Below are 19,241 nucleotides of genomic sequence, written 5' to 3'. Positions count from 1 at the left end.
CTAGTCCGTCTTCGGAGGAGCGCTAATAGCCGCAGTGTTTGCGCGTGATAGGCAGAATCTTTTTTCGGCGCTAACCGAATGCGGCCCGACCGCTGGGGTCAGGCCGCAATTGCACAGCTCAATCAGGCTGCGTTGGCTTCTTTCTTCAGGCTGTTCATGTCGATGACAAAACGGTATTTCACATCGCCCTTGAGCATCCGCTCATACGCTTCGTTGATGTTCTGGATGTCGATCATTTCGATGTCCGAAACGATGCCGTGTTTAGCGCAGAAATCCAGCATGTCCTGAGTTTCCTGAATCCCGCCGATCAACGAACCGGCGAGGCTGCGGCGTTTGAAGATCAGGTTGAACACCGACGGCGACGGGTGCGGACTGTCCGGCGCGCCGACCAGCGTCATGGTGCCATCGCGCTTGAGCAGATTTAGGAACGCGTCGAGGTCATGCGGTGCGGCGACGGTGTTGAGGATGAAATCCAGAGTGTTGGCAAACTTGGCCATTTCATCCGGGTTCTTCGACACCACCACTTCATCGGCGCCCAGGCGCAGACCGTCTTCACGCTTGTTCGGCGAGGTGGTGAACAGCACCACGTGCGCGCCCATCGCATGGGCGATCTTCACCGCCATGTGCCCGAGGCCACCGAGGCCGAGCACGCCGACCTTCTGCCCAGGCCCGACTTTCCAGTGGTGCAGCGGCGAATAGGTGGTGATGCCGGCGCACAGCAGCGGCGCGACAGCGGCCAGATTGGTGTCGTCGTGGGAGATGCGCAGGACGAATTTCTCCTTGACCACGATGTTGTCCGAGTAGCCGCCGAAGGTGTTCTCGCCGCCGAACACTGGACCGTTGTAGGTGCCGGTGAAACCGCTTTCGCAATACTGCTCATCGCCCTCGGCGCAGGATGCGCAGTGCTGGCAACTGTCGACCATGCACCCGACGCCGGCCAGATCGCCGACCTTGAATTTGCTGACATTGGCGCCAACGGCGGTCACCCGACCGACAATTTCGTGGCCCGGCACCGATGGATACAAGGTGTTTTGCCACTCGTTGCGCGCGGTGTGCAAGTCGGAGTGGCAGACGCCGCAGTACAGGATGTCGATCTGCACATCATCGGCGCCCGGCGCGCGGCGTTCGAAAGTAAACGGCTTGAGCGAGTCCTTGGGATTCTGCGCGGCGTAGCTATAAGTCTTGGCCATGGAAATCACCTTTTGGGTTTGTGGCTTAGGGTTATTGGCTGAATAGAGAGGAGTGTCGCAGTTGCTGAATCGTTCAAGTGGATGACCTCAGGTCAATCCGTTGAACGAACGTTGAAGAAGTCTTCGCTGATATTTGCGACTGTGTGGCGCGGCGCTGCACAGAGAATAGGACACGGCTTGGCAGACGCGATGGCCGCATCCTGCCGAGTTATTGCCTAATCCCGCCGAAATTGAAGGAATGGCTGATTTTCCGCAGTCCGCGGCGGCTCGACAAAAGTAATGGCGAATTAGTAGCATGCAAGACCTTCGGGACAACACAGGGTTGCTTCCTGATCACGGACGAACATCGATGAACAAAAGTGGTTACCTTTGCCTGGCCTTCATGCTGGCCGTGGGCGGCATGAGTTTTTTCCTCCCGCGTGAAGCGGCGCTGGGGTCCCTCGCGTTGATCGCGCTGTTTTCCTTCGGCTACTTCGTTTTCTACCTGATCAGACACAACCTGCACCACGGCATCATCAAAAGTCTGCTGCTCTCGGTACTGGTCATGGCCATCGGCATCATTCCCGTGCTGGGCTGGATCGTGATCATCGGCTTCGTGATCTACAACATCTCCAAAGCCCTGGAAGGTTTGAAAAGCCTGCTTCCGGACGTGCTCGCCAGCCTAGTGATCTACGGCCTGCTGTGCGCACGCCTGGCCTTCGACATCCGCGACCCCATGGCCGTCGCGGCGCTGGCAGGCGCTTACCTTATCGCATCAATTCTGTACTGCCGCAGCCTCAATGGCTTCTCCACCGAACACGCGCTGTTCAAGATGAGCGTCATGTGGCTATCCATCCCCTTCGCCGCCCTCACCATCATCTCCATCGTATCGGCCCTGGGTAACCTGTTCCGCACCGTCAGCTCCACCATCACCCGCACCGTCATCTCGCCACAAATAGTCTCGGCGCATATGCGTGGCGGCATGCCCATCGATGCGTACACCCGCAACATCAGCACCAGTGTGACGAGCACCGTGACCAATCTGGCGCCGGGCGCGGGGGTTATCACAGCGGGGGTGACGGGGGATCTGGCGCGGAAGGTGACGGAGAAGTCGTGAATAGATTAATTCGCGTACTGCTTTTACTCGCCCTGTGCACGCTGTCGAGCGGGGCAAGCGCGGCACCCGGCTGCGAGGATTTCCTGTCGAAGATCAGTGATAAACCTGCCTATGTGGAGTTTCTACAGTGCACACAAGCCACTGACCGACAGGGAAAACCCTTCGTTGCCCAATACCGCATAACGGGTGCTAACGCGCTCAAGGCCGAGCGATACATGAACCAGCATTTTGGCCTGCCTCCGCTCAAGTTTTACTGCTGCGTCTGGGATTCCATGCCCTATTTTTATCGCGATAAAAAAACAGATATCGGGTATGGCTTCGTCATGGCTTCTGAGGAAACGCCCATCAACCAACGCGAATTGTGGCCGGATATAAAGTTCTTCTACATCGAAGTATCGGTCGACACCGAAGAGATTTGATCGCTCTATGATTCGATGAATACGAGGCAGGCAGCACAATAATGAAAAATCGTGTCACGCAATTTGCCGTGTTTGTTTCAACGCTCTCAACAATGTGCGGGCCCGCACAAGCAGGCGCGTGGGCAAAATTGTGGTTTGGAGCTGCTAGTCACGGATGTGTTGAAACGACCCTATCCGCAGGTACAGGCCAAAATCCTGAAAGCCAGCCCGGCATCGGCCACGGTGGAATGCCCAAAGGTCGGGACGACAGTCACTTTCACTCTGGAAAAAATCGATTATTAAAACCCGCTGCCACGCCGACAGAGGCCTAAAAGGGGAAAGTCGGTGCGGGTTGACTATCGGTATTTGGATGGGGTGTGTAAGGGTGATGGTAATAGTTATGAGTGTCGGATTGAGCATTATCCAATGGAGAGGCGATAACGCGTTTAAGCGTACTCATTCCGCGAATTAAAAAACTTGCCGCCAGGTACTGGCTGCCCAACGAAAGGAAAAAGAGGGATATATGAATCAAACAGAATGGTTGACACTCGCCCGCAAAGTTAGAGCTGCCTATGCAAAGAACCCCAAGGCGCTAGCCGACAAAGCAAAGTTGACTAAGGTTCTCAACGCGTTTGAATCGGTATATGACGACCGATCAACCACAAATGAAGAACATTTTTATCTAGGAAAGTTGATTGGTACGGGGCGAATCGAAGGCACACAAGAGCAGGTCCTAGGCACGGTTAAAGATGCTATCCGTCGGACTATCAACTTTGTCGCCAACGAACCGAATATGGACTGTAGCCGCGCAGAGCTGTACAGCACAGCACTTGTAAACTGCCTTGATAAAGAAAAATTCAAGTCAAACCTTGGTGTCATCCTGGCAAAATACCGTCCAACTTTGGAAGACATTGCTAAAGGCAACGTCTAAATGCGGAACCTGCCCTGAGCAGCCATACAGCCTGAGAACGCAGCCAACGACACCTAGGTGCTGGATTAATATGGAATTAAATCTTTCCCCTTTTACTCCATCCGCTGCCACGAAAACCTGACCTTACAAAATTCCTGTTAAATCACTGCCGCAGACTGATCTTTGATCTTGAGAAACACAAAAAAGCCCCATCGCAATAATTGCGATGAGGCCTTTTATGTTGTTTTAGCTTCAATATCTGTGAGCGGGCGATGCGCAACTTACTCGCAGGAGCTACCAGTGGATGAATCCGCGAAAATGGAAGAAAAAGTTGCTGCAATCAACAAGCTCGTGGATGAACGATTGAAGACGCCAGAGCAGCTGGCTGCGGATAAAATTGCTGCCGAGAAAGCAACTGAAAAGTCGGTTGCAGCCGATAAGGAATACGCGGATATGAAGGCTAAAGAAGCAGAGGATGCTGCTGCGAAGAAAGGAGTTGGCGCAGAGAAAAAGTAGATCTCAAATCAATTCAACGGCCCGCTTCGGCTAACTTTTCGTTGGCCGGAAAGTGAATGGCAAGCATCAAGGACCGGCTGCTTCAGTCCAGCTTTCCTGGGAGAAATGAAGCGTTGGCAGAGGCCAACGCTCTGGATGAGTTGTAAAAGAAAACCGAATAATGGACCGCGAATATTCGGGGCGGATTTATCGCTTTAGATCTGCTTCGCAGCCCCCGCGGGAGCAAGCACCCTCGCCACAGGATGCTCGTCAGCTTCAAATGTTGCGTGACCTGCGAGAGCCGAATCCCACCCACAAAAAAGCCCACTGACCGTTGCCGGTTCAGTGGGCTTTTTGCGATCTGGCTGTTAGTTACAGAGCCATGTCACTGGCAGCATTGGCTTTAGCGGCCGCTGGTGCTTCAGTCGGTGCAGCAGTAGCAGCCGGGGCTGCTGCCTGAGGGATTACCGGCGGAGTAGTCAGCTGCAACACCTTGGCGGTGTAAGCCCACTCTTCTGCGACTTTCTCAGGATTGCCGTTCAACTGAGTGCCGTAGCTTGGCACGATCTGATGCAGTTTTTCCTGCCAGGCTGGCGAAGCAACCTGGTCCTTGAAGACCTTTTGCAGGACCGACAGCATGATCGGTGCAGCGGTCGATGCGCCCGGCGATGCGCCCAGCAGACCGGCGATGGAGCCGTCAGCGGAGGTCACGATCTCGGTGCCCAGTTTCAGCACGCCACCGGCCGCTTCATCACGCTTGATGATTTGCACGCGTTGGCCGGCTTGCCACAGGCGCCAGTCTTCAGCTTTGGCGTTCGGGAAGTACTCTTTCAGGGCGTTCAGGCGGTCTTCGTCAGACAGCATGAGTTGGCCAGCAAGGTACTCGACCAGCGGGTATTCCTTGATCCCGACTTTGGTCATCGGCCAGATGTTGTGGGTGGTGGTGCTGGTCAGCAGGTCCAGGTACGAGCCTTCTTTGAGGAACTTGGTGCTGAAGGTCGCGAATGGGCCAAACAGAATGACGCGCTTGCCGTCCAGAACACGGGTGTCCAGGTGCGGAACCGACATCGGCGGTGCGCCCACCGAAGCTTTACCGTAGGCCTTGGCCAAGTGTTGCTCGGCGATGGTCGGGTTCTCGGTCACGAGGAACGAGCCGCCCACCGGGAAGCCTGCGTATTCCTTGGCTTCAGGAATGCCGGACTTCTGCAGCAAGTGCAATGCACCGCCGCCCGCGCCGATGAAGACGAACTTGGCGTCGGTTTCGGTTTTGGTGCCGTCTTTCAGGTTCTTGTAGCTGACGCGCCAGGTGCCGTCGTCGTTCTTGGTGATGTCCTGTACTTCACTGGACAGCTTCAAGTCGAACTTGGGCGTGGTTTGCAGGTGCGCAACGAACTGGCGGGTGATTTCGCCGAAGTTCACGTCCGTGCCGATCGGCGTCCAGGTGGCCGCGATTTTCTGGCTCGGGTCACGCCCTTCCATCATCAGCGGAACCCACTTGGCGATCTGCGCCGGGTCTTCGGAATACTGCATGCCGGCGAACAGCGGGCTCGCTTGCAGGGCTTCGTAGCGTTTTTTCAGGAACTTGATGTTGTCATCGCCCCACACAAAGCTCATGTGCGGAGTGGAGTTGATGAACGAACGCGGGTTCTTCAGGACGCCTTGCTGAACCTGCCACGACCAGAACTGGCGGGAGATCTGGAAAGCTTCGTTGATTTCAACGGCTTTCGGGATCTGCACCTTGCCGTTCTCGTCTTCCGGCGTGTAGTTCAGCTCGGCCAGTGCGGAGTGACCGGTACCGGCATTATTCCAGCCATTGGAGCTTTCCTGGGCGACGCCATCGAGGCGCTCGACCATTTCCATCGACCAGTCCGGTTGCAGCTCGTTGAGCCAGACACCCAGGGTCGCGCTCATGATGCCGCCGCCAATCAGCAGCACATCGACTTTCTTTGCCTCTTCCGCTTGAGCGGACGTGATCCCCATCGACAAAGCCAGCCCCAGCAGGGCCGTGTTGAGTTTCTTCAGCATCTGTAGCACCTATGATAAAACGCCATCCGCCCTTCCATCCGCACTCGCCAGAACCACGTTTCACGACATTCAGGCAGGATATCGCGGGCTCTCGCACAGCAGGATTGGAGGGTGGGCACACAAGGCCGACGTGTCCATCGACCTCAGTTTATATGTCCCTACTGAACTGACTTTTTATCATTATTGGCTTCAGCTACTTGAGCGACATTGATCCTGTTGGCACGCCTCGAGAGCGTACTAACTGAATAGGTCAAAGCAAGTTGGCGCGCAGAATATCACGCCAGGCACACCCGCGCGTCTGTTCGCGACCTGCCGGTCCGGGAATTGCCTTGCAGATTCCCTCAATTACGCGGGAAGAGGCCCGCCCGAACACCCTCAATCCAACCCGCACGCCGCAAGCAACCCACGCAAAACCAACGCATTCCCCGGCGCAAACCTGCTCGCCGTGTTATCGAAAACGCACCAGGTTTCAGCGCCCGCCTCCACCGACAACTGAATTTTCGCCGCCAGTGCCTGCAATCGTTGCAAATCGTAATCGCTGTAATAAACCCTCGGCGAGCCGTGCATCCGCCAATAACGCACCCCGGACCAGCCGCCCGGCACCTCGCCACCGGTGATCGGCGACGGGTCGGCGGCCACTCGGCCAATTCGCTGTTCGACCAGCAAACCATGGGCCGCGCGCCAGGTTTCATGGCGCGGTTCAAGCACCACCGTGCCCTCGTAGCGGCGCCGCAGCATGCGCAGAAATTCCTCCGCCACCGCCGGGTCATAGGCCAGCGACGGCGGCAATTGAATCAACAGGCAACCCAACTTGTCGCCCAACTGCAAACACTGCGACAGGAACTCATCCAGCAAGCCTTCGCACTGTTGCAAACGTTGAACATGGGTAATCACCTTCGGCATTTTTACCGAGAAACGAAATCCTGCGGGCACTGATTCGGCCCAGCGCAAATACGTTTGAGGCCGGTGCAGGCGATAAAACGAGCTGTTGATTTCGACCGCGTTCAGTTGCGCCGCATAGCGCTGCAAGTGCGTGCCGGGCTCGGGAAACAATGGCCAGTGTTCCCGGGGCAAACTCCAGCCGGCACAGCCGATAAAAAGCGAACTCAATAGAGCACCGCCGCCGCATCGCGCATGAAAATTTCGATGGTTTTCGGCCCGACGCCTTCAAACTCGCCGAGACGTTTTTCGAAAGCTTTGCGATCTTCGCTGGCACTTTGGATGTTGCCAATCTTGCCCGCGTATTCATCGACGAGTTTTTTGCCTAGATGGCGCAAGCGCTCGGCTGTGGTTTCGTCGTAACGCACGTAATGTGCTTCGCCGAGCATGACCACCAGTTCTCGATGGCTGCAACCGGCCAACTTGCGGGCGGTATCGCGCGAATGTTTTTCGACGATCACGCGATACGCTTCGGCAGCAATGTCCGCCTGGATGCGTTTGCCCATCAGGAAACTGGCAATAAACCATTTGAACAAGGCACTTTCATCGCTCTGCTTTAATTCAATGCGCAGATCACCAGCGCTGATTGTTTTACTCATAACTTGCCCATCCTTGCGCGCTGACTCAGGTCCCGCCGCCAACACCTTGGATCGAATTGGCAAACGCAACGCCTGCCTCCCTCACAAGTACCCGCCACTCCGAACTATTGATAAGCCCGGCACGTTCCATTTCATCGGCCGCTTTCAGCAGTTCATCGTATTGCTCTTCGCTGTCCATGCGAATTTCCGGCTGGCGCAAAAGTTTGTACCAGGCAACCAGGGCTTCGCGCTTTTGTTCACTGTTCATGGCTGCTTCTCTCGAGGGTTGTTTTCTCTTGGAAGCGTCGTGCCTGGGAGCCGTTCCTCACGCCCGACAGATGGCTATGGCGACTTAAACCACGCGCTGCACACATCCAGAAATATCTGCTAAGTTGTACGACGACTGACAAATAGAGTCAGTCCGAACCTCACAACAACAAGGAAAAACCCATGACCAAAGCCAAACTGCTGATCGGTTTTCTGTGCCTCTTCAGCGGCTACGTCGCCGCCGCCCCGGCGACCGCCGAGAACGATGTCGCACAAGCCGTCGATCATCTGACCCAAGCCATGCTGCACAAAGATATCCCCGCGCTGGAGAAACTCACCGCGCCGACCCTGAGCTACGGCCATTCGAGCGGCAAGGTTCAGGACAAAAAAGCCTTTATTGCCGATATCGAAACCGGCAAAAGCGCTTTCAAAACGCTGGAGATGCAGAAGCAGACCATCACCCTGTCGGGCGATACCGCGCTAGTGCGTAATCACTTTTCGGCGCAGGCGTTGAATGGCACCGAAGTGGTACCGACCGAAATCGAGAACTTGCAGATCTGGCAGAAACAGCACGGCAAGTGGCTGTTGGTGGGACGCCAGGCGTTTCGGATCTGAGGAATGACTTGCACTGAATAACGCTTTCGCGAGCAGGCTCACAGGCTCTTGCCAAAACACCAAACCCTGTGAGAGCCGAGCTTGCTCGCGATGGCGTCAGCCCGGCCACCATCAATGCTGGATGACAGACCGCCTTCGCGGGCAAGCCTCGCTCCTACAAGATCTCGGAATGAGCCTGCTCGCGATGAGGCCATTAACCCACCCTGACCTAACGCTGCGTATGCGCCACATCCAGCTGACTGAACGTCACCTGCCCGCCCTCATTCTTGTAGCCGGTGTTGTCCAGCGCATAAACGCCAGCCTTGAAGTACAGCTTTTTGTTCTTCCAACTCGAGCTGATTTGCTTGCCCCAGCTGTAGCCTTGCGAATCGACGTTCAAGTAACCCGCCGAACTGAAGCGCACTTCATAAGAAAATGTCTTGCCGAGGGCTATGTCCCTGGCGATCACGATGGTCACGTCTTCGCTGCCCGGTTTCAGCCGGTAGTTGGCAATCACATCGCCCTTTTTTCTGGCCGCATCGTATTGATATTCAACTTTCAGCAGCGGGCCTTCGCCCTGATAGATATGGATTTGGCCAATCACGATCCTGCCGATCGAGGGCACTTGGTTAACTTTCAAGACCGCTTTGAGGCGGTGATTGGCTTCGGGATAGGTCCAGTTGCGCAGCGTGCCGTCACTCAGGGTTTCGCGCAGTTCGCTGCGGGGGAATTCGGATTTCGCGGTGCTGGAACCGGTGACCGGCGCCCAGAAAAACAGTTTGTCGCCAGATCGGAAATATTGGTCGGAATAGCCATCCACCAATCTCGGGGTATCGATGACTTTGGCCGGTGTGCCGACAGGAATCGTCAAGTTCCAGGTTGCCAGTTCAATCATCTCAGCTCTCCTTTGGGGGCGAGCGGACCATACAGCAAGAACAGCGCCATTGAACTCTGCTCGTCGGCGAGCCTCCTACGTTATGTGCTACTTCATTTTTGCTTTGCGCTTTTGGAGGACACCGCCATGCGCCGCATGCTCTTCGTATCCAGTCTTGTCTTGTGCCTGCCGTTCGGTTCGGCTTTCGCCCGTGTGGACGCCGGCGATGTCGCGACCTCCGCCGGGGTATCCGCTTCGCTGTATTCCACCTTCAAAGATCACAAAATGGTGATTCCGGCCCGTGATGACGTGTCGGCGTTCGTCGCCAGTGATGGTGCGATTCGTGGGGTTTACATGGAGTCGGTGTTGAAACAGATTCGCCAGGATAACCCTGGTTTGAATGCCACCGATGAAGACCTGGCAAATGCGATTCTTGTGCAGTACGAAGGGTTGGCCGCTCATTAACCGCCGTGGTGCATAGGGGTGAGTGTCAGGGGCAGGCGCATTGGCTGCTTGTCCTTGAGGTCCGTCGAATCGCTGTGGGCAAAACCGTTGATGGGCTTCTATGATTGAGCCCATGACGACTTCCGCACCGATCCGCTCACCCTGCCCGCCCGGCGCCTGCATCTGCGGGCGCGATCCGCTGCTGGAAACACCGGGAGCGGATGTGCGGATCCTGTTTCTGACTCGTCAGGAGGAGAAGCGACTGCTTGATCGGTTGGAAAATCTGCAAAGCCTCGCCGACCTGCAACGAGTGCAACAACGGATGTTTGAACAATTAGGTGTTCGCGTGGAGTTGGCGCCTGGTTTCAATGAAGTGCGAACCATGCGCGGGATCGGCATTACTGTTGAAGAATTGCCGGGGTTGTGTCGCAAAACGCGTGCATCTATTCCAGCTGCGATTCGTCGCAGTCTGGAAAAACGGCCAGAAATTGCCTACGAGTTGTTGAACGCTAATGACTTGTTGCGCGATGCCTGAAGTGTGTTGATGAAGCAACATCTAAAGCGACGAGAAGCCGCGACAAGAAGCGATCTGCGTTTTTGCCATCGTTAGCTATAGTGATTTTCCAGGCACTGTTTCAGGGCCTGATATTGAGTCGGTGTCGGGCTGAATGTTTAGCCAGGCACCGAGTTATCCATCAAGGAGATTTTCATGAAGCGTTCTGCACTTGCTGGTTTGTTTATTGCCGCTACGTTGCTGGCACCCTCCGCGTTCGCTGCGGCTGACCTGTGTACGGTCAATCTGCAAAAGATCAAAGACGCTCAAGTGAGTACGGAAGTACAGAGCGAGGGGCTTAAGACCAATATTGAAGACACGGTGAAAAAGGCTGAAGCGGCAAAGGCCAAAGGCACTGAAGAAGGCACCAAGGACTGCATTTCGTTAACCACGCAAGCCTTGCAGGACATTCAAAACAACACCAAGGGCGATCAATAATCCTTGGCTGACTGCCGTGTTTCGGTAGGCGTTGCCGAAAGGCACGCCTGGCGAATCCGCAGTTTAGAGTTTCTGATTAAGAGTTTCTGATGGGTTTTAGAGTTTCTGATATTGAGTCGGTGCCGGGCTGATTTGTTGCACCAGCGCCGAGCTATCCATTAAGGAGATTTCCATGAAGCGTTCTGCACTTGCCGGATTGTTTGTTGCTGCTACGTTATTGGCGCCCGCCGCATTCGCTGCGGACGATCTTTGCGCTGTCAATCTGCAAAAAATCAAAGATGCTCAACCGCAGATGAAAGTCCAGAGTGTCGAGTTGAATGCCAGGATTAAACAAGCCGTAGAAAATGCTCAAAAGGAACAGGCTAAAGGCACGGAAGAAGGCAAAAAGAATTGCATCTCGTTGACCGAAAGAGCCCTTAACGATATTGACGACACTGACGACGGCCGCGAATAAGGCCTGTTTTCTGAGCAGCCCTATAACCTGTTCGGGCATCCGGTAGGAGCTGTTCCTACCGGTAGCCATGCAGGCTGCTTATTGTTGAGCCAAGCCACTTTTAGCTTGCTGCTCCAGATGCAACTGCAACTCTGGCTCGATCTTCAATGCTGCGGCCAGTTCATCCAGATACGCGCGCTCGGCGTCCTGCTGATCGTTGACCAACATCACACTCGCCAGATACATTTCCGCTGCCATCGCCGGGTCGGTGGCGGATTGCGCCACATCGGCAGCATCCAGCGGACGCGCGACTTCGTCGTCGAGCCATTGCTGCAGTTGCGGGTCTTCGGTGTGGCGGCCGACTTCAGCGCTGATCATCTGTTTTTCATTGGCATCGATGCGGCCATCAGCCTTGGCGGCACCGATCAAGGCGCGCAACACGGCGTGGCTGTGTTCCTCGACTTCCGGGCCGGACAGCAGATCGACAGTGCGCGGCGCCTGTTGCGGCGCCGAGGCCTGGCTGCGTTGCCAGGCTTGGTAGGCCTGAAACGCCATCATCCCGAGGGAGGCCAGTGCCGCGTAATTAGTGCCGCCGGCCGAGCGCGTGCGCGCCGAACCACCCAACGCCGAGCCACCGCCCAACAGGCCACCAAGTAGACCGCCGAGGCCGCCACTGCCGCCACCCGACCCGGCGCCTGCGCCTAACAGACCGCCGAGCAAGCCACCGAGGCCGCCCGGCGATGGCGAAGCGCCGCCACGTTGTTGCGACGTCGAGCCTTGGCCGCCGCGCAGGAGTTGTTCAAGCAGATCGCTGGTGTTCATGACGCCATCCTCATTAATAGACGTGGCTTAAACAGGCATAAGCAGTCAGCCAACAATAGTCTCCGGTGGTGATTGCGCCAGCACCGTCTGACTGAATCGAAGGCCAATAGGCCGCGAGTGCCAAACATTTGCCCCCTCACCGCAATGTCCTGTGAAATGCCCCCGGCAAATTTCTCCAACGTTTTTGCGCGCGACCCAGCTAAGATTGAGAGGTGGTGAACCTTATTCCCGCTTTTCCGGTCGATACCTGCAACCCGACCCGGTTTGCCGACGCCCCCAATAGAAGGGTGCTGACTGGCTTGCTTCACTTTTTGGAGAACGCCCCCGTGATATCAACCCTACACATCGCCAGGCTGAAAGCATGGGGCGCCCATGGTTTTACCGCGACTGGCGTGGTCACTGCTTTCCTGGCCACCCTCGCGCTGCTGGAAAATCAAGCCACGCATTGCCTGCTCTGGTTGGGCGTGGCGCTGATCGTCGACGGCCTCGATGGCGCACTGGCGCGCAAGGTCAATGTGCAATCGGTGCTGCCGAGTTTCGATGGCTCGATCCTCGATCTGGTCATCGATTACCTGACTTACGTGTTTATCCCGGCGCTGTTCATCTACCGCTACATTCCCCTGCCGGAATACACGCTGCTGCTGACCGTGTCGCTGATTCTGGTGTCGTCGCTGTTCTGCTTCTGCAACGTCAACATGAAGAGCAAGGACAACTACTTCCAGGGCTTCCCCGCTGCCTGGAACGTCGTTGCGTTGTGCCTGTACATCATCAGCCCGTCGCCGTGGGTGACCTTCCTCACCGTGATCGGCCTGGCGCTGCTGACCGTCACGCGGATGAAGTTCCTGCACCCGTTCCGCGTGCGCAAGTTCATGCCGATCAACATTGCCGTCACCGCCATTTGGCTACTGTGCAGTTTGTCGCTGGTGGTCAACCATCCAGTGATCAACCCGTTGGTCATGGGCCTGTGGCTGCTGATGTCGGCGTACTTTCTGGGCATTTGCATCTGGCGCACGGCGATGGAGTGGTTTGACGTTTCGCGGCACAAGTAAACGTTTGTGCGCATTCCGATCGGAGCGCCGCCCACCGTGCGGCGTGCCGATGCAAGGGTGCCGAGATCGTTGCTGATCACAGGGATAAGTGAAAGGTGAATAGTCAGATTCGTCTTGCGTGTGCTGATGATGCGGCTGCGATCAGCCGCGTTATCGTTCAGTCTTTGCGCCGATCCAATGCCCAGGATTACCCGGCTGATGTGATTGCCCGGGTCGAGAAAGGTTTTTCTGCCGAATCCATTCTCGCGTTGATGAGCCTGCGGCAGGTGTTTGTGGCGACGGTTGATCAGCGCGTCATTGCAACCGCGAGTCTGGATCACGACGTTGTTCGTAGTGTGTTCGTTGATCCTGACCATCAAGGTCTTGGGCTGGGCAGGCAGTTGATGGCGACGCTGCACTCCGTGGCCCGCGATGCCAACATTAAAACCCTGCGCGCCCCCTCCTCGATTACGGCCGAAGGTTTCTACCTGACATTGGGTTTTGTGAAAGTGCGCGATGAATTCCATGGCGCTGAGCGCACCATCATCATGGAACTGCAGATTTAGCGGCGGCGCCTGTTGGTGAACGGTTCCGTCAGCCGGGATTTATTTCAGCGGACAGATCGCCATCGCGAGCAGGCTCACTCCTACATTGGATAGTGTGCAACCAAGATATTTGCGGCCAAACACAGATCACCTGTAGGAGTGAGCCTGCTCGCGATGGCGTCCTGTCAGGCACCCACAACCTCATCTGCCAGACCGCTCAACGATCAACGATCAACGATCAACGCCTGGTAATCACCACCTCCAGATACTCACTCGGCACCACCAGTGAATCGGCGCCCGCACGGTTGAGTTTATTGAGCAATTCAGTCAAATCCTTGTCCAGCGCCTCGGCGCCTTCCGGCGGCAGCACGGCGAATGCTTTGTGAACCGGGCCATACCAGGTGCGGAAGATTTCGATGAAATGCGCCGCCGAGCGGTAGCGGAAGTTGAAATGCCGCCGCGTAACCTGAGTCTGGAAGTCGTGATCATCAAAATGCGTGTGCAGCCACGATTCGTTGCCCCAGTTCGACGGCGGTTGCGCGCCGGGTGGCGGTGGCAAGTGGCGACCGAGGGTTTTGAACATCTGGCCAACAAAGCCTTCGGGCGTCCAGTTGGCCAGGCCGATGCGACCACCGGGCCGCACCACGCGCGCCAACTCGGCGGCGGCTTTGCCCTGGTCGGGCGTGAACATCACGCCAAACGTCGAGAGCACCGCGTCGTAACTGGCGTCCTCGAACGGCAGCGCTTCGGCGTCGGCCACCTGAAAAATCACCTCCAGCCGTTCCGCGCGACTGCGGTCTTCGCCGCGCTCAAGCAGCGCCGCAACGTAGTCCGTGGACGTCACGTTGCATCCGCGCCGTGCGGCGGCGAGCGTCGCGTTGCCATTGCCGGCGGCGACATCCAGCACCAGCTCGTCGCAGCGCAGGTCGCAGGCTTCGGCCAGTTGCTCGCCGACAATCTGCAACGTCGTGCCGATCACGGCATAGTCGCCGCTGGCCCAAGCGGCCATCTGACGGTTTTTCAGGGCAGTGAGATCAATCGGTGTGCTCATGAGGTGATGCTCCCTGGCGGGTGAAAACACAGATCAGGCGCTGACGGACAACGGTTCCGCCGTAGTGGATCTTCTTGTTATGAGGACAGGGGCCGGCAGCGCCCTGCTCTGCAACTATCGCCCCGGCACTGCGCCGCGTCTTCGCCGATCGTCCGGAGATAGGCGCGGTTGCAGCGCTCGCCGATGAATGGCGATGAATCTGTTAAACCCGGTTAACAGTCACCGCGAAAAACGCCGCATATCCGCATTTTTCCAGACCCCAAAGTACCTGCGGCGAGTGAGCTTGCTCCCTCGCCAAAGGTACTTTGGTGGGACATTACGATGCGGCGGGCGCCTTCGCCTCTTGCAGCAGTTGTCGGATCATTTGTTCCTGCGTGTCGTAACTGCCCTCGCCAAAGTGGGTGTAACGCACCTGCCCTTTGGCGTCGATCAGGTAGTGGGCGGGCCAGTATTGGTTGTCGAAGTTGCGCCAGATTGCGTAGTTGTTGTCGATCGCCACCGGGTAGGTGATGCCAAGTTTTTCAACCTGATCCCTGACGTTATCGATGATGCGTTCGAAGCCGTATTCCGGGGTGTGCACGCCGATGACCACGAGGCCATCCTGCTGGTACTTTTTCGCCCAATCCTTCACGTACGGCAAGGTGTGCTGGCAGTTGATGCAGTCGTAGGTCCAGAAGTCGACCAGCACCACTTTGCCTTTCAGCGCTTGGGTATTCAGGGCCGGTGAGTTCAGCCATTCGACCGCGCCGTCGAGCGACGGCATAGAGCCCTTGTCAGTGTCGATGCCGGTGTCGATGGCAGTGTCAGCCTTGACCTTGCTGACGAGGTAATCGACCACCTTCGGCACGTTTTCCAGCAGGCCTTGCTCGACGCGGGTGACGCTTTCGGATGAGGTGCCGGCGAGCAGTGCGTTGTCCGCGCCGGTGGATATCACCGCTGCCGCCGCCAGTACCGCCACGCCCGCGCCGCGCCGCAACCAAGCGGTGACCGGGATCGACGGTTTGAGGCGATTGACCAGACTGCGTCCGGCGAAGATCAACGTGCCCAGCGACAAGGCACTGCCCAAGCCGTAAGCCACCAGCAACAAACTGGTTTGCGCGTTGGCGCCTTGCAGCATGGCGCCGGAGAGGATCACGCCGAGGATCGGCCCGGCGCACGGGGCCCAGAGCAAACCGGTGGCAACGCCGATCATCACCGAGCCGAGCGGGCCGGACTTTTTGCGTGTAGCGGGGTCGAGGCGATTGCCGAGCATTACGAACGGGCGTGCGAGCCAGTCACCGATGCGCGCGGAAATCAGCGACAACGCAAACACCACCATGACAATCAGCGCCACATGGCGGCCGGTGTTGTTGGCCTGGATCACCCATTCGCTGCTGACCACGGCCAGGCTGGCGATCAGGGCGAAGGTCAAAACCATGCCGCCCAACGTGAAAAATATCGAGGAGCGCGTGCGCTCGACCCCGGCAAACAGGAACGGCACAACCGGAAGAATGCACGGGCTGAGGACAGTCAAAATACCGCCCAGAAACGCGATGAGAAACATGGCAGGTCACCTGAAATAATCGAAACATCACCCGCCCCTGCAGGGGCCGAGCTTGCTCGCGAAGAGGCCGGCACTTTCAACACACATGCCGGCCGACAGATCGCTTTCGCGAGCAAGCTCTGCTCCTACAGAGAACGGAACATCACCCGCCCCTGTAGGAGCCGAGCTTGCTCGCGAAGAGGCCGGCACATTCAACACACATGCCGGCCGACAGACCGCTTTCGCGAGCAAGCTTCGCTCCTACAGAGAACGGGACATCACCCGCCCTGTGGGAGCCGAGCTTGCTCGCGATGGCGGTGTTTCAGTCGCTGTAGATATTGAGGCGACTGGCCTCATCGCGAGCAAGCTCGGCTCCCACAGGGGATTGTGGGGACTGCGGGAATTTGGCAATTGCATTGCCATCTCAACTGCCGTCGGCGCAGTCATCGGAGAATTTGCTGTAATCCAGTGCCTGGGTTTTGCCTTGCGAGTCCAGGTAAGTCAGCCGTGCATTGACGATCCCGCACGATGGCGTGGCGTCCTGTTTCAGCGACACGACTTTCTGAATGTCCAAATGCGTGCCGTAGGTGTAGGTTTTCGGCGTGACATCTGTTTCGGCGCGGGCCGACAAGGTGCAGATGTTCAGGGCGGCAAACAGGCAAGCGGCGTAGACGGCTTTGGTGTTCATGGCGGTAATCCTCAAGGCTTCAATGGTTAGTCGATGCGAGGCCTGCTGGTTTGCCTCGATGGAGCCCATTAAAAGCGTGCGACGTATCGCGCCTGTGTCGGGATTTGCCCTGAATCAGTCGTTACGTATCAAAGCCAGCGCCCGATACACAGCGATACAAAAGCCCGCAAAATAGACGTTTTTGCGTCCGCATGTATCCCTCGACAGCGCAGATACAGTGGAATACAAAGGCCTGCGGGCGAACGGACAAAGGCCCGATAGACTGCGCGACATCCCCCATTTACAGAGGCGGCACCCATGGAACATGTCGATCACATTCTCATCGTCGACGACGACCGCGAGATTCGCGAACTGGTCGGCAACTATCTGAAGAAGAATGGTTTGCGCACCACGGTCGTGGCGGATGGTCGGCAGATGCGTTCGTTTCTGGAATCGACGCCGGTCGACCTGATCGTGCTCGACATCATGATGCCGGGCGATGACGGCCTGACCCTGTGCCGCGAATTGCGCGCCGGCAAACACAAAACCACGCCAGTGCTGATGCTCACCGCGCGCAACGACGAAACCGACCGCATCATCGGCCTCGAAATGGGCGCCGACGATTACCTGGTCAAGCCTTTCGCCGCGCGTGAATTGCTCGCGCGGATCAACGCCGTGCTGCGCCGCACGCGCATGCTGCCGCCCAACCTGGTGGTCACCGAAAGCGGTCGGCTGCTGGCGTTCGGGCGCTGGCGCCTGGACACCTCCGCGCGGCATCTGCTCGACAGCGACGGCACCATGGTCGCCCTCAGCGGCGCGGAATATCGCTTGCTGCGAGTGTTCCTCGATCATCCGCACCGAGTGCTCAACCGCGATCAATTGCTCAACCTGACCCAGGGCCGCGACGCCGACCTGTTCGACCGTTCCATCGACTTGCTGGTCAGCCGTTTGCGTCAGCGCTTGCTCGACGATGCCCGCGAACCGGCCTGCATCAAGACTGTGCGCAGTGAGGGCTACGTGTTTTCCCTGCCGGTCGAAGTACTCGGGGCATCGGCATGAAACGCACCCTGATCTGGCCGCGCACCCTCGCCTCGCGGTTGTCCCTGATCTTCTTGATCGGCCTGATCCTGGCGCAGGCCTTGTCGTTTGGTGCGCAGTATTACGAGCGTTATGAAAGCGCCAGGACCACCATGCTCGGCAACCTGGAAACCGACGTTTCGACCTCGATTGCGATCCTCGACCGCTTGCCGGCAGACGAACGCGCGGGTTGGCTCAAGCAACTGGAACGGCGCAATTACCGCTACTTGCTCGGCGAAGGTTCGCCGGGCGCGGCGATGGACGATATGCCGGTTGCGGTGACGTCGATCAAAGACGCAATCGGCATGGAATACCCGATGACCGTGACGGATATTCCGGGGCCGCAGAAGCATTTCCAAGTGCATCTGAAACTCACTGACGGCAGCCCGGTGACCATCGACGTGCGGCCGGCGATGGTGCCGTTGTCGCCGTGGTTGCCGATTGTGCTGTTGGGCCAATTGGCGTTGATGATCGCCTGCACGTGGCTGGCCGTGCGCATCGCCATCCGCCCGCTGACACGGCTGGCGATGGCGGTGGAAACTCTCGACCCGAATACCCACGCGGTGCATCTGGACGAAAAAGGCCCGACCGAAGTAGCCCACGCGGCCAAGGCGTTCAACGCGATGCAGGCGCGAATTGCGGCATATCTCAAGGAACGCATGCAATTGCTGGCGGCGATTTCCCACGACCTGCAAACCCCGATCACGCGGATGAAACTGCGCGCCGAGTTCATGGACGATTGTGTGGAAAAGGACAAGCTGTGGAGCGACCTCAGCGAGATGGAACATCTGGTGCGCGAAGGTGTGGCGTACGCGCGCAGCATTCACGGCGCGACCGAAGAGAGTCGCCGCACCGATCTGGATTCGTTCCTCGACAGCCTGGTCTTCGACTATCAAGACATGGGCAAACAGGTGCAACTGAGCGGCAAAAGCGCTGCCGTCATCGACACTCGCCCGCACGCGTTGCGCCGGGTGCTGGTGAACTTGACGGACAACGCGCTGAAGTTCGCTGGCGCGGCCGAATTGGTGGTGAAGGTACTCGCCGATGGCAGTTTGTCGGTCAACGTAATGGACCGGGGGCCGGGGATTGCCGAGGAAGAACTGGCGCAGGTAATGGAACCGTTTTATCGCGTAGAGAACTCGCGCAACCGCAGCACCGGCGGCACCGGGCTGGGCCTGGCGATCGCCCAGCAACTGGCGCTGGCAATTGGCGGATCGCTGACCTTGCGCAACCGCGAGGGCGGCGGCCTGTGCGCCGAACTGAAATTGCCAGCGCCGCATTAGCCTTGTGGGAGC

At 57.5% G+C, this 19,241-nt stretch carries 24 protein-coding genes; 14 read left to right on the top strand and 10 right to left on the bottom strand.

Going from position 1 to position 19,241, the window contains the following annotated elements; genetic code table 11:
• Nucleotides 1–122 precede the first annotated feature (122 nt).
• Nucleotides 123–1,190 (bottom strand): NAD(P)-dependent alcohol dehydrogenase, encoded by a 1,068-nt coding sequence (locus BLU01_RS24455; RefSeq protein WP_092280306.1) that lies wholly within the window; start codon nucleotides 1,188–1,190, stop codon nucleotides 123–125.
• 349 nt (nucleotides 1,191–1,539) lie between these two features.
• On the opposite strand from BLU01_RS24455, the gene BLU01_RS24450 reads away from it, so the two are divergent.
• The 5 genes from BLU01_RS24450 (at nucleotide 1,540) to BLU01_RS24430 (ending at nucleotide 4,110) form a co-directional block, all read left to right on the top strand.
• Nucleotides 1,540–2,286, top strand: coding sequence for a hypothetical protein (locus BLU01_RS24450; protein WP_092280304.1), 747 nt, complete (start codon nucleotides 1,540–1,542; stop codon nucleotides 2,284–2,286).
• Nucleotides 2,283–2,705, top strand: coding sequence for a DUF4952 domain-containing protein (locus BLU01_RS24445; protein WP_092280302.1), 423 nt, complete (start codon nucleotides 2,283–2,285; stop codon nucleotides 2,703–2,705). Before BLU01_RS24450 ends, BLU01_RS24445 begins: the two co-directional genes overlap by 4 nt.
• A gap of 41 nt (nucleotides 2,706–2,746) precedes the next feature.
• Nucleotides 2,747–3,016 (top strand): hypothetical protein, encoded by a 270-nt coding sequence (locus tag BLU01_RS24440; RefSeq protein WP_331716112.1) that lies wholly within the window; start codon nucleotides 2,747–2,749, stop codon nucleotides 3,014–3,016.
• A gap of 191 nt (nucleotides 3,017–3,207) precedes the next feature.
• Complete coding sequence (locus BLU01_RS24435) at nucleotides 3,208–3,615, top strand: hypothetical protein (RefSeq protein ID WP_092280300.1); 408 nt, start codon at nucleotides 3,208–3,210, stop codon at nucleotides 3,613–3,615.
• 279 nt (nucleotides 3,616–3,894) lie between these two features.
• Nucleotides 3,895–4,110, top strand: a complete 216-nt coding sequence (locus BLU01_RS24430) for a hypothetical protein (RefSeq protein ID WP_092280298.1) — start codon at nucleotides 3,895–3,897, stop codon at nucleotides 4,108–4,110.
• A gap of 351 nt (nucleotides 4,111–4,461) precedes the next feature.
• Here BLU01_RS24430 and mqo read toward each other — a convergent pair whose 3' ends face one another.
• The 4 genes from mqo to BLU01_RS24410 all read right to left on the bottom strand — a co-directional run bounded on the left by mqo (nucleotide 4,462) and on the right by BLU01_RS24410 (nucleotide 7,899).
• Nucleotides 4,462–6,114 (bottom strand): malate dehydrogenase (quinone), encoded by a 1,653-nt coding sequence (mqo, locus tag BLU01_RS24425; RefSeq protein ID WP_092280296.1) that lies wholly within the window; start codon nucleotides 6,112–6,114, stop codon nucleotides 4,462–4,464.
• Nucleotides 6,115–6,489: 375 nt separating this feature from the next.
• Nucleotides 6,490–7,224: a DUF72 domain-containing protein gene (locus tag BLU01_RS24420; protein WP_092280294.1), complete on the bottom strand. Its 735-nt coding sequence runs from the start codon at nucleotides 7,222–7,224 to the stop codon at nucleotides 6,490–6,492.
• A complete protein-coding gene (locus BLU01_RS24415; RefSeq protein WP_092280292.1) occupies nucleotides 7,221–7,652 on the bottom strand; it encodes a DNA methylase in 432 nt (143 codons plus the stop codon). Before BLU01_RS24415 ends, BLU01_RS24420 begins: the two co-directional genes overlap by 4 nt.
• Before the next feature lie 25 nt (nucleotides 7,653–7,677).
• Nucleotides 7,678–7,899 (bottom strand): hypothetical protein, encoded by a 222-nt coding sequence (locus tag BLU01_RS24410; protein ID WP_092280290.1) that lies wholly within the window; start codon nucleotides 7,897–7,899, stop codon nucleotides 7,678–7,680.
• A gap of 182 nt (nucleotides 7,900–8,081) precedes the next feature.
• Between BLU01_RS24410 and BLU01_RS24405 the strand changes: the two genes are divergently transcribed.
• Nucleotides 8,082–8,513 (top strand): nuclear transport factor 2 family protein, encoded by a 432-nt coding sequence (locus tag BLU01_RS24405; RefSeq protein ID WP_092280288.1) that lies wholly within the window; start codon nucleotides 8,082–8,084, stop codon nucleotides 8,511–8,513.
• A 208-nt stretch (nucleotides 8,514–8,721) separates the two neighbouring features.
• Here BLU01_RS24405 and BLU01_RS24400 read toward each other — a convergent pair whose 3' ends face one another.
• Nucleotides 8,722–9,387 carry a polysaccharide lyase family 7 protein gene (locus tag BLU01_RS24400; protein ID WP_092280286.1) on the bottom strand — a complete coding sequence of 222 codons (666 nt, stop codon included), beginning with the start codon at nucleotides 9,385–9,387 and terminating at the stop codon, nucleotides 8,722–8,724.
• A gap of 126 nt (nucleotides 9,388–9,513) precedes the next feature.
• On the opposite strand from BLU01_RS24400, the gene BLU01_RS24395 reads away from it, so the two are divergent.
• The 4 genes from BLU01_RS24395 to BLU01_RS24380 all read left to right on the top strand — a co-directional run bounded on the left by BLU01_RS24395 (nucleotide 9,514) and on the right by BLU01_RS24380 (nucleotide 11,255).
• On the top strand, nucleotides 9,514–9,831 hold the full coding sequence (locus BLU01_RS24395) for a DUF2388 domain-containing protein (protein WP_092280284.1): 318 nt from the start codon (nucleotides 9,514–9,516) through the stop codon (nucleotides 9,829–9,831).
• Nucleotides 9,832–9,943: 112 nt separating this feature from the next.
• Nucleotides 9,944–10,345: a hypothetical protein gene (locus tag BLU01_RS24390; RefSeq protein ID WP_092280282.1), complete on the top strand. Its 402-nt coding sequence runs from the start codon at nucleotides 9,944–9,946 to the stop codon at nucleotides 10,343–10,345.
• A 174-nt stretch (nucleotides 10,346–10,519) separates the two neighbouring features.
• Nucleotides 10,520–10,801, top strand: coding sequence for a hypothetical protein (locus BLU01_RS24385; RefSeq protein WP_092280280.1), 282 nt, complete (start codon nucleotides 10,520–10,522; stop codon nucleotides 10,799–10,801).
• Between the two features lie 172 nt (nucleotides 10,802–10,973).
• Entirely contained in the window at nucleotides 10,974–11,255 is a 282-nt protein-coding gene (locus BLU01_RS24380) for a hypothetical protein (RefSeq protein ID WP_092280278.1), read from the top strand.
• A 78-nt stretch (nucleotides 11,256–11,333) separates the two neighbouring features.
• Here BLU01_RS24380 and BLU01_RS24375 read toward each other — a convergent pair whose 3' ends face one another.
• Nucleotides 11,334–12,056, bottom strand: a complete 723-nt coding sequence (locus BLU01_RS24375) for a tellurite resistance TerB family protein (protein WP_092280276.1) — start codon at nucleotides 12,054–12,056, stop codon at nucleotides 11,334–11,336.
• Between the two features lie 326 nt (nucleotides 12,057–12,382).
• Between BLU01_RS24375 and pcsA the strand changes: the two genes are divergently transcribed.
• Both pcsA and BLU01_RS24365 read left to right on the top strand, forming a co-directional pair.
• A complete protein-coding gene (gene pcsA / locus BLU01_RS24370; protein WP_092280274.1) occupies nucleotides 12,383–13,105 on the top strand; it encodes a phosphatidylcholine synthase in 723 nt (240 codons plus the stop codon).
• 95 nt (nucleotides 13,106–13,200) lie between these two features.
• Nucleotides 13,201–13,650, top strand: a complete 450-nt coding sequence (locus tag BLU01_RS24365; protein ID WP_092280272.1) for a GNAT family N-acetyltransferase — start codon at nucleotides 13,201–13,203, stop codon at nucleotides 13,648–13,650.
• A gap of 217 nt (nucleotides 13,651–13,867) precedes the next feature.
• Here the strand turns inward: BLU01_RS24365 and BLU01_RS24360 are convergent, their stop codons facing one another.
• The 3 genes from BLU01_RS24360 to BLU01_RS24350 form a co-directional block, all read right to left on the bottom strand.
• Complete coding sequence (locus BLU01_RS24360) at nucleotides 13,868–14,680, bottom strand: class I SAM-dependent methyltransferase (protein WP_092280270.1); 813 nt, start codon at nucleotides 14,678–14,680, stop codon at nucleotides 13,868–13,870.
• Between the two features lie 316 nt (nucleotides 14,681–14,996).
• Nucleotides 14,997–16,223, bottom strand: coding sequence for a cytochrome c biogenesis protein DipZ (locus tag BLU01_RS24355; RefSeq protein WP_092280268.1), 1,227 nt, complete (start codon nucleotides 16,221–16,223; stop codon nucleotides 14,997–14,999).
• 403 nt (nucleotides 16,224–16,626) lie between these two features.
• The gene (locus tag BLU01_RS24350) at nucleotides 16,627–16,890 is read right to left on the bottom strand and encodes a DUF2790 domain-containing protein (RefSeq protein WP_092280266.1); all 264 of its coding nucleotides are present in this window, start codon (nucleotides 16,888–16,890) and stop codon (nucleotides 16,627–16,629) included.
• 297 nt (nucleotides 16,891–17,187) lie between these two features.
• Here BLU01_RS24350 and BLU01_RS24345 point away from each other — a divergent pair, with 297 nt between their 5' ends.
• Nucleotides 17,188–17,928, top strand: a complete 741-nt coding sequence (locus BLU01_RS24345) for a response regulator (RefSeq protein ID WP_092280264.1) — start codon at nucleotides 17,188–17,190, stop codon at nucleotides 17,926–17,928.
• On the top strand, nucleotides 17,925–19,229 hold the full coding sequence (locus BLU01_RS24340; RefSeq protein ID WP_092280262.1) for an ATP-binding protein: 1,305 nt from the start codon (nucleotides 17,925–17,927) through the stop codon (nucleotides 19,227–19,229). The genes BLU01_RS24345 and BLU01_RS24340 overlap by 4 nt, the downstream gene beginning before the upstream one ends.
• Nucleotides 19,230–19,241: the final 12 nt, after the last annotated feature.

The organism is Pseudomonas prosekii, assembly GCF_900105155.1.
GTDB classification, from domain to species: domain Bacteria; phylum Pseudomonadota; class Gammaproteobacteria; order Pseudomonadales; family Pseudomonadaceae; genus Aquipseudomonas; species Aquipseudomonas prosekii.
This window is presented reverse-complemented; position numbering and strand designations above follow the sequence as displayed.

Bases quoted from the DNA above. Each gene is read 5' to 3' on its own strand.
- BLU01_RS24400 (WP_092280286.1), bottom strand. From the start codon at position 9,387: ATGATTGAACTGGCAACCTGGAACTTGACGATTCCTGTCGGCACACCG.
- BLU01_RS24390 (WP_092280282.1), top strand. From the start codon at position 9,944: ATGACGACTTCCGCACCGATCCGCTCACCCTGCCCGCCCGGCGCCTGC.
- BLU01_RS24380 (WP_092280278.1), top strand. From the start codon at position 10,974: ATGAAGCGTTCTGCACTTGCCGGATTGTTTGTTGCTGCTACGTTATTG.
- BLU01_RS24405 (WP_092280288.1), top strand. From the start codon at position 8,082: ATGACCAAAGCCAAACTGCTGATCGGTTTTCTGTGCCTCTTCAGCGGC.
- BLU01_RS24455 (WP_092280306.1), bottom strand. From the start codon at position 1,190: ATGGCCAAGACTTATAGCTACGCCGCGCAGAATCCCAAGGACTCGCTC.
- BLU01_RS24355 (WP_092280268.1), bottom strand. From the start codon at position 16,223: ATGTTTCTCATCGCGTTTCTGGGCGGTATTTTGACTGTCCTCAGCCCG.
- BLU01_RS24345 (WP_092280264.1), top strand. From the start codon at position 17,188: ATGGAACATGTCGATCACATTCTCATCGTCGACGACGACCGCGAGATT.
- BLU01_RS24415 (WP_092280292.1), bottom strand. From the start codon at position 7,652: ATGAGTAAAACAATCAGCGCTGGTGATCTGCGCATTGAATTAAAGCAG.
- BLU01_RS24440 (WP_331716112.1), top strand. From the start codon at position 2,747: ATGAAAAATCGTGTCACGCAATTTGCCGTGTTTGTTTCAACGCTCTCA.
- BLU01_RS24360 (WP_092280270.1), bottom strand. From the start codon at position 14,680: ATGAGCACACCGATTGATCTCACTGCCCTGAAAAACCGTCAGATGGCC.
- BLU01_RS24450 (WP_092280304.1), top strand. From the start codon at position 1,540: ATGAACAAAAGTGGTTACCTTTGCCTGGCCTTCATGCTGGCCGTGGGC.
- BLU01_RS24395 (WP_092280284.1), top strand. From the start codon at position 9,514: ATGCGCCGCATGCTCTTCGTATCCAGTCTTGTCTTGTGCCTGCCGTTC.
- BLU01_RS24340 (WP_092280262.1), top strand. From the start codon at position 17,925: ATGAAACGCACCCTGATCTGGCCGCGCACCCTCGCCTCGCGGTTGTCC.
- BLU01_RS24350 (WP_092280266.1), bottom strand. From the start codon at position 16,890: ATGAACACCAAAGCCGTCTACGCCGCTTGCCTGTTTGCCGCCCTGAAC.
- BLU01_RS24385 (WP_092280280.1), top strand. From the start codon at position 10,520: ATGAAGCGTTCTGCACTTGCTGGTTTGTTTATTGCCGCTACGTTGCTG.
- BLU01_RS24435 (WP_092280300.1), top strand. From the start codon at position 3,208: ATGAATCAAACAGAATGGTTGACACTCGCCCGCAAAGTTAGAGCTGCC.
- BLU01_RS24410 (WP_092280290.1), bottom strand. From the start codon at position 7,899: ATGAACAGTGAACAAAAGCGCGAAGCCCTGGTTGCCTGGTACAAACTT.
- mqo (WP_092280296.1), bottom strand. From the start codon at position 6,114: ATGCTGAAGAAACTCAACACGGCCCTGCTGGGGCTGGCTTTGTCGATG.
- BLU01_RS24375 (WP_092280276.1), bottom strand. From the start codon at position 12,056: ATGAACACCAGCGATCTGCTTGAACAACTCCTGCGCGGCGGCCAAGGC.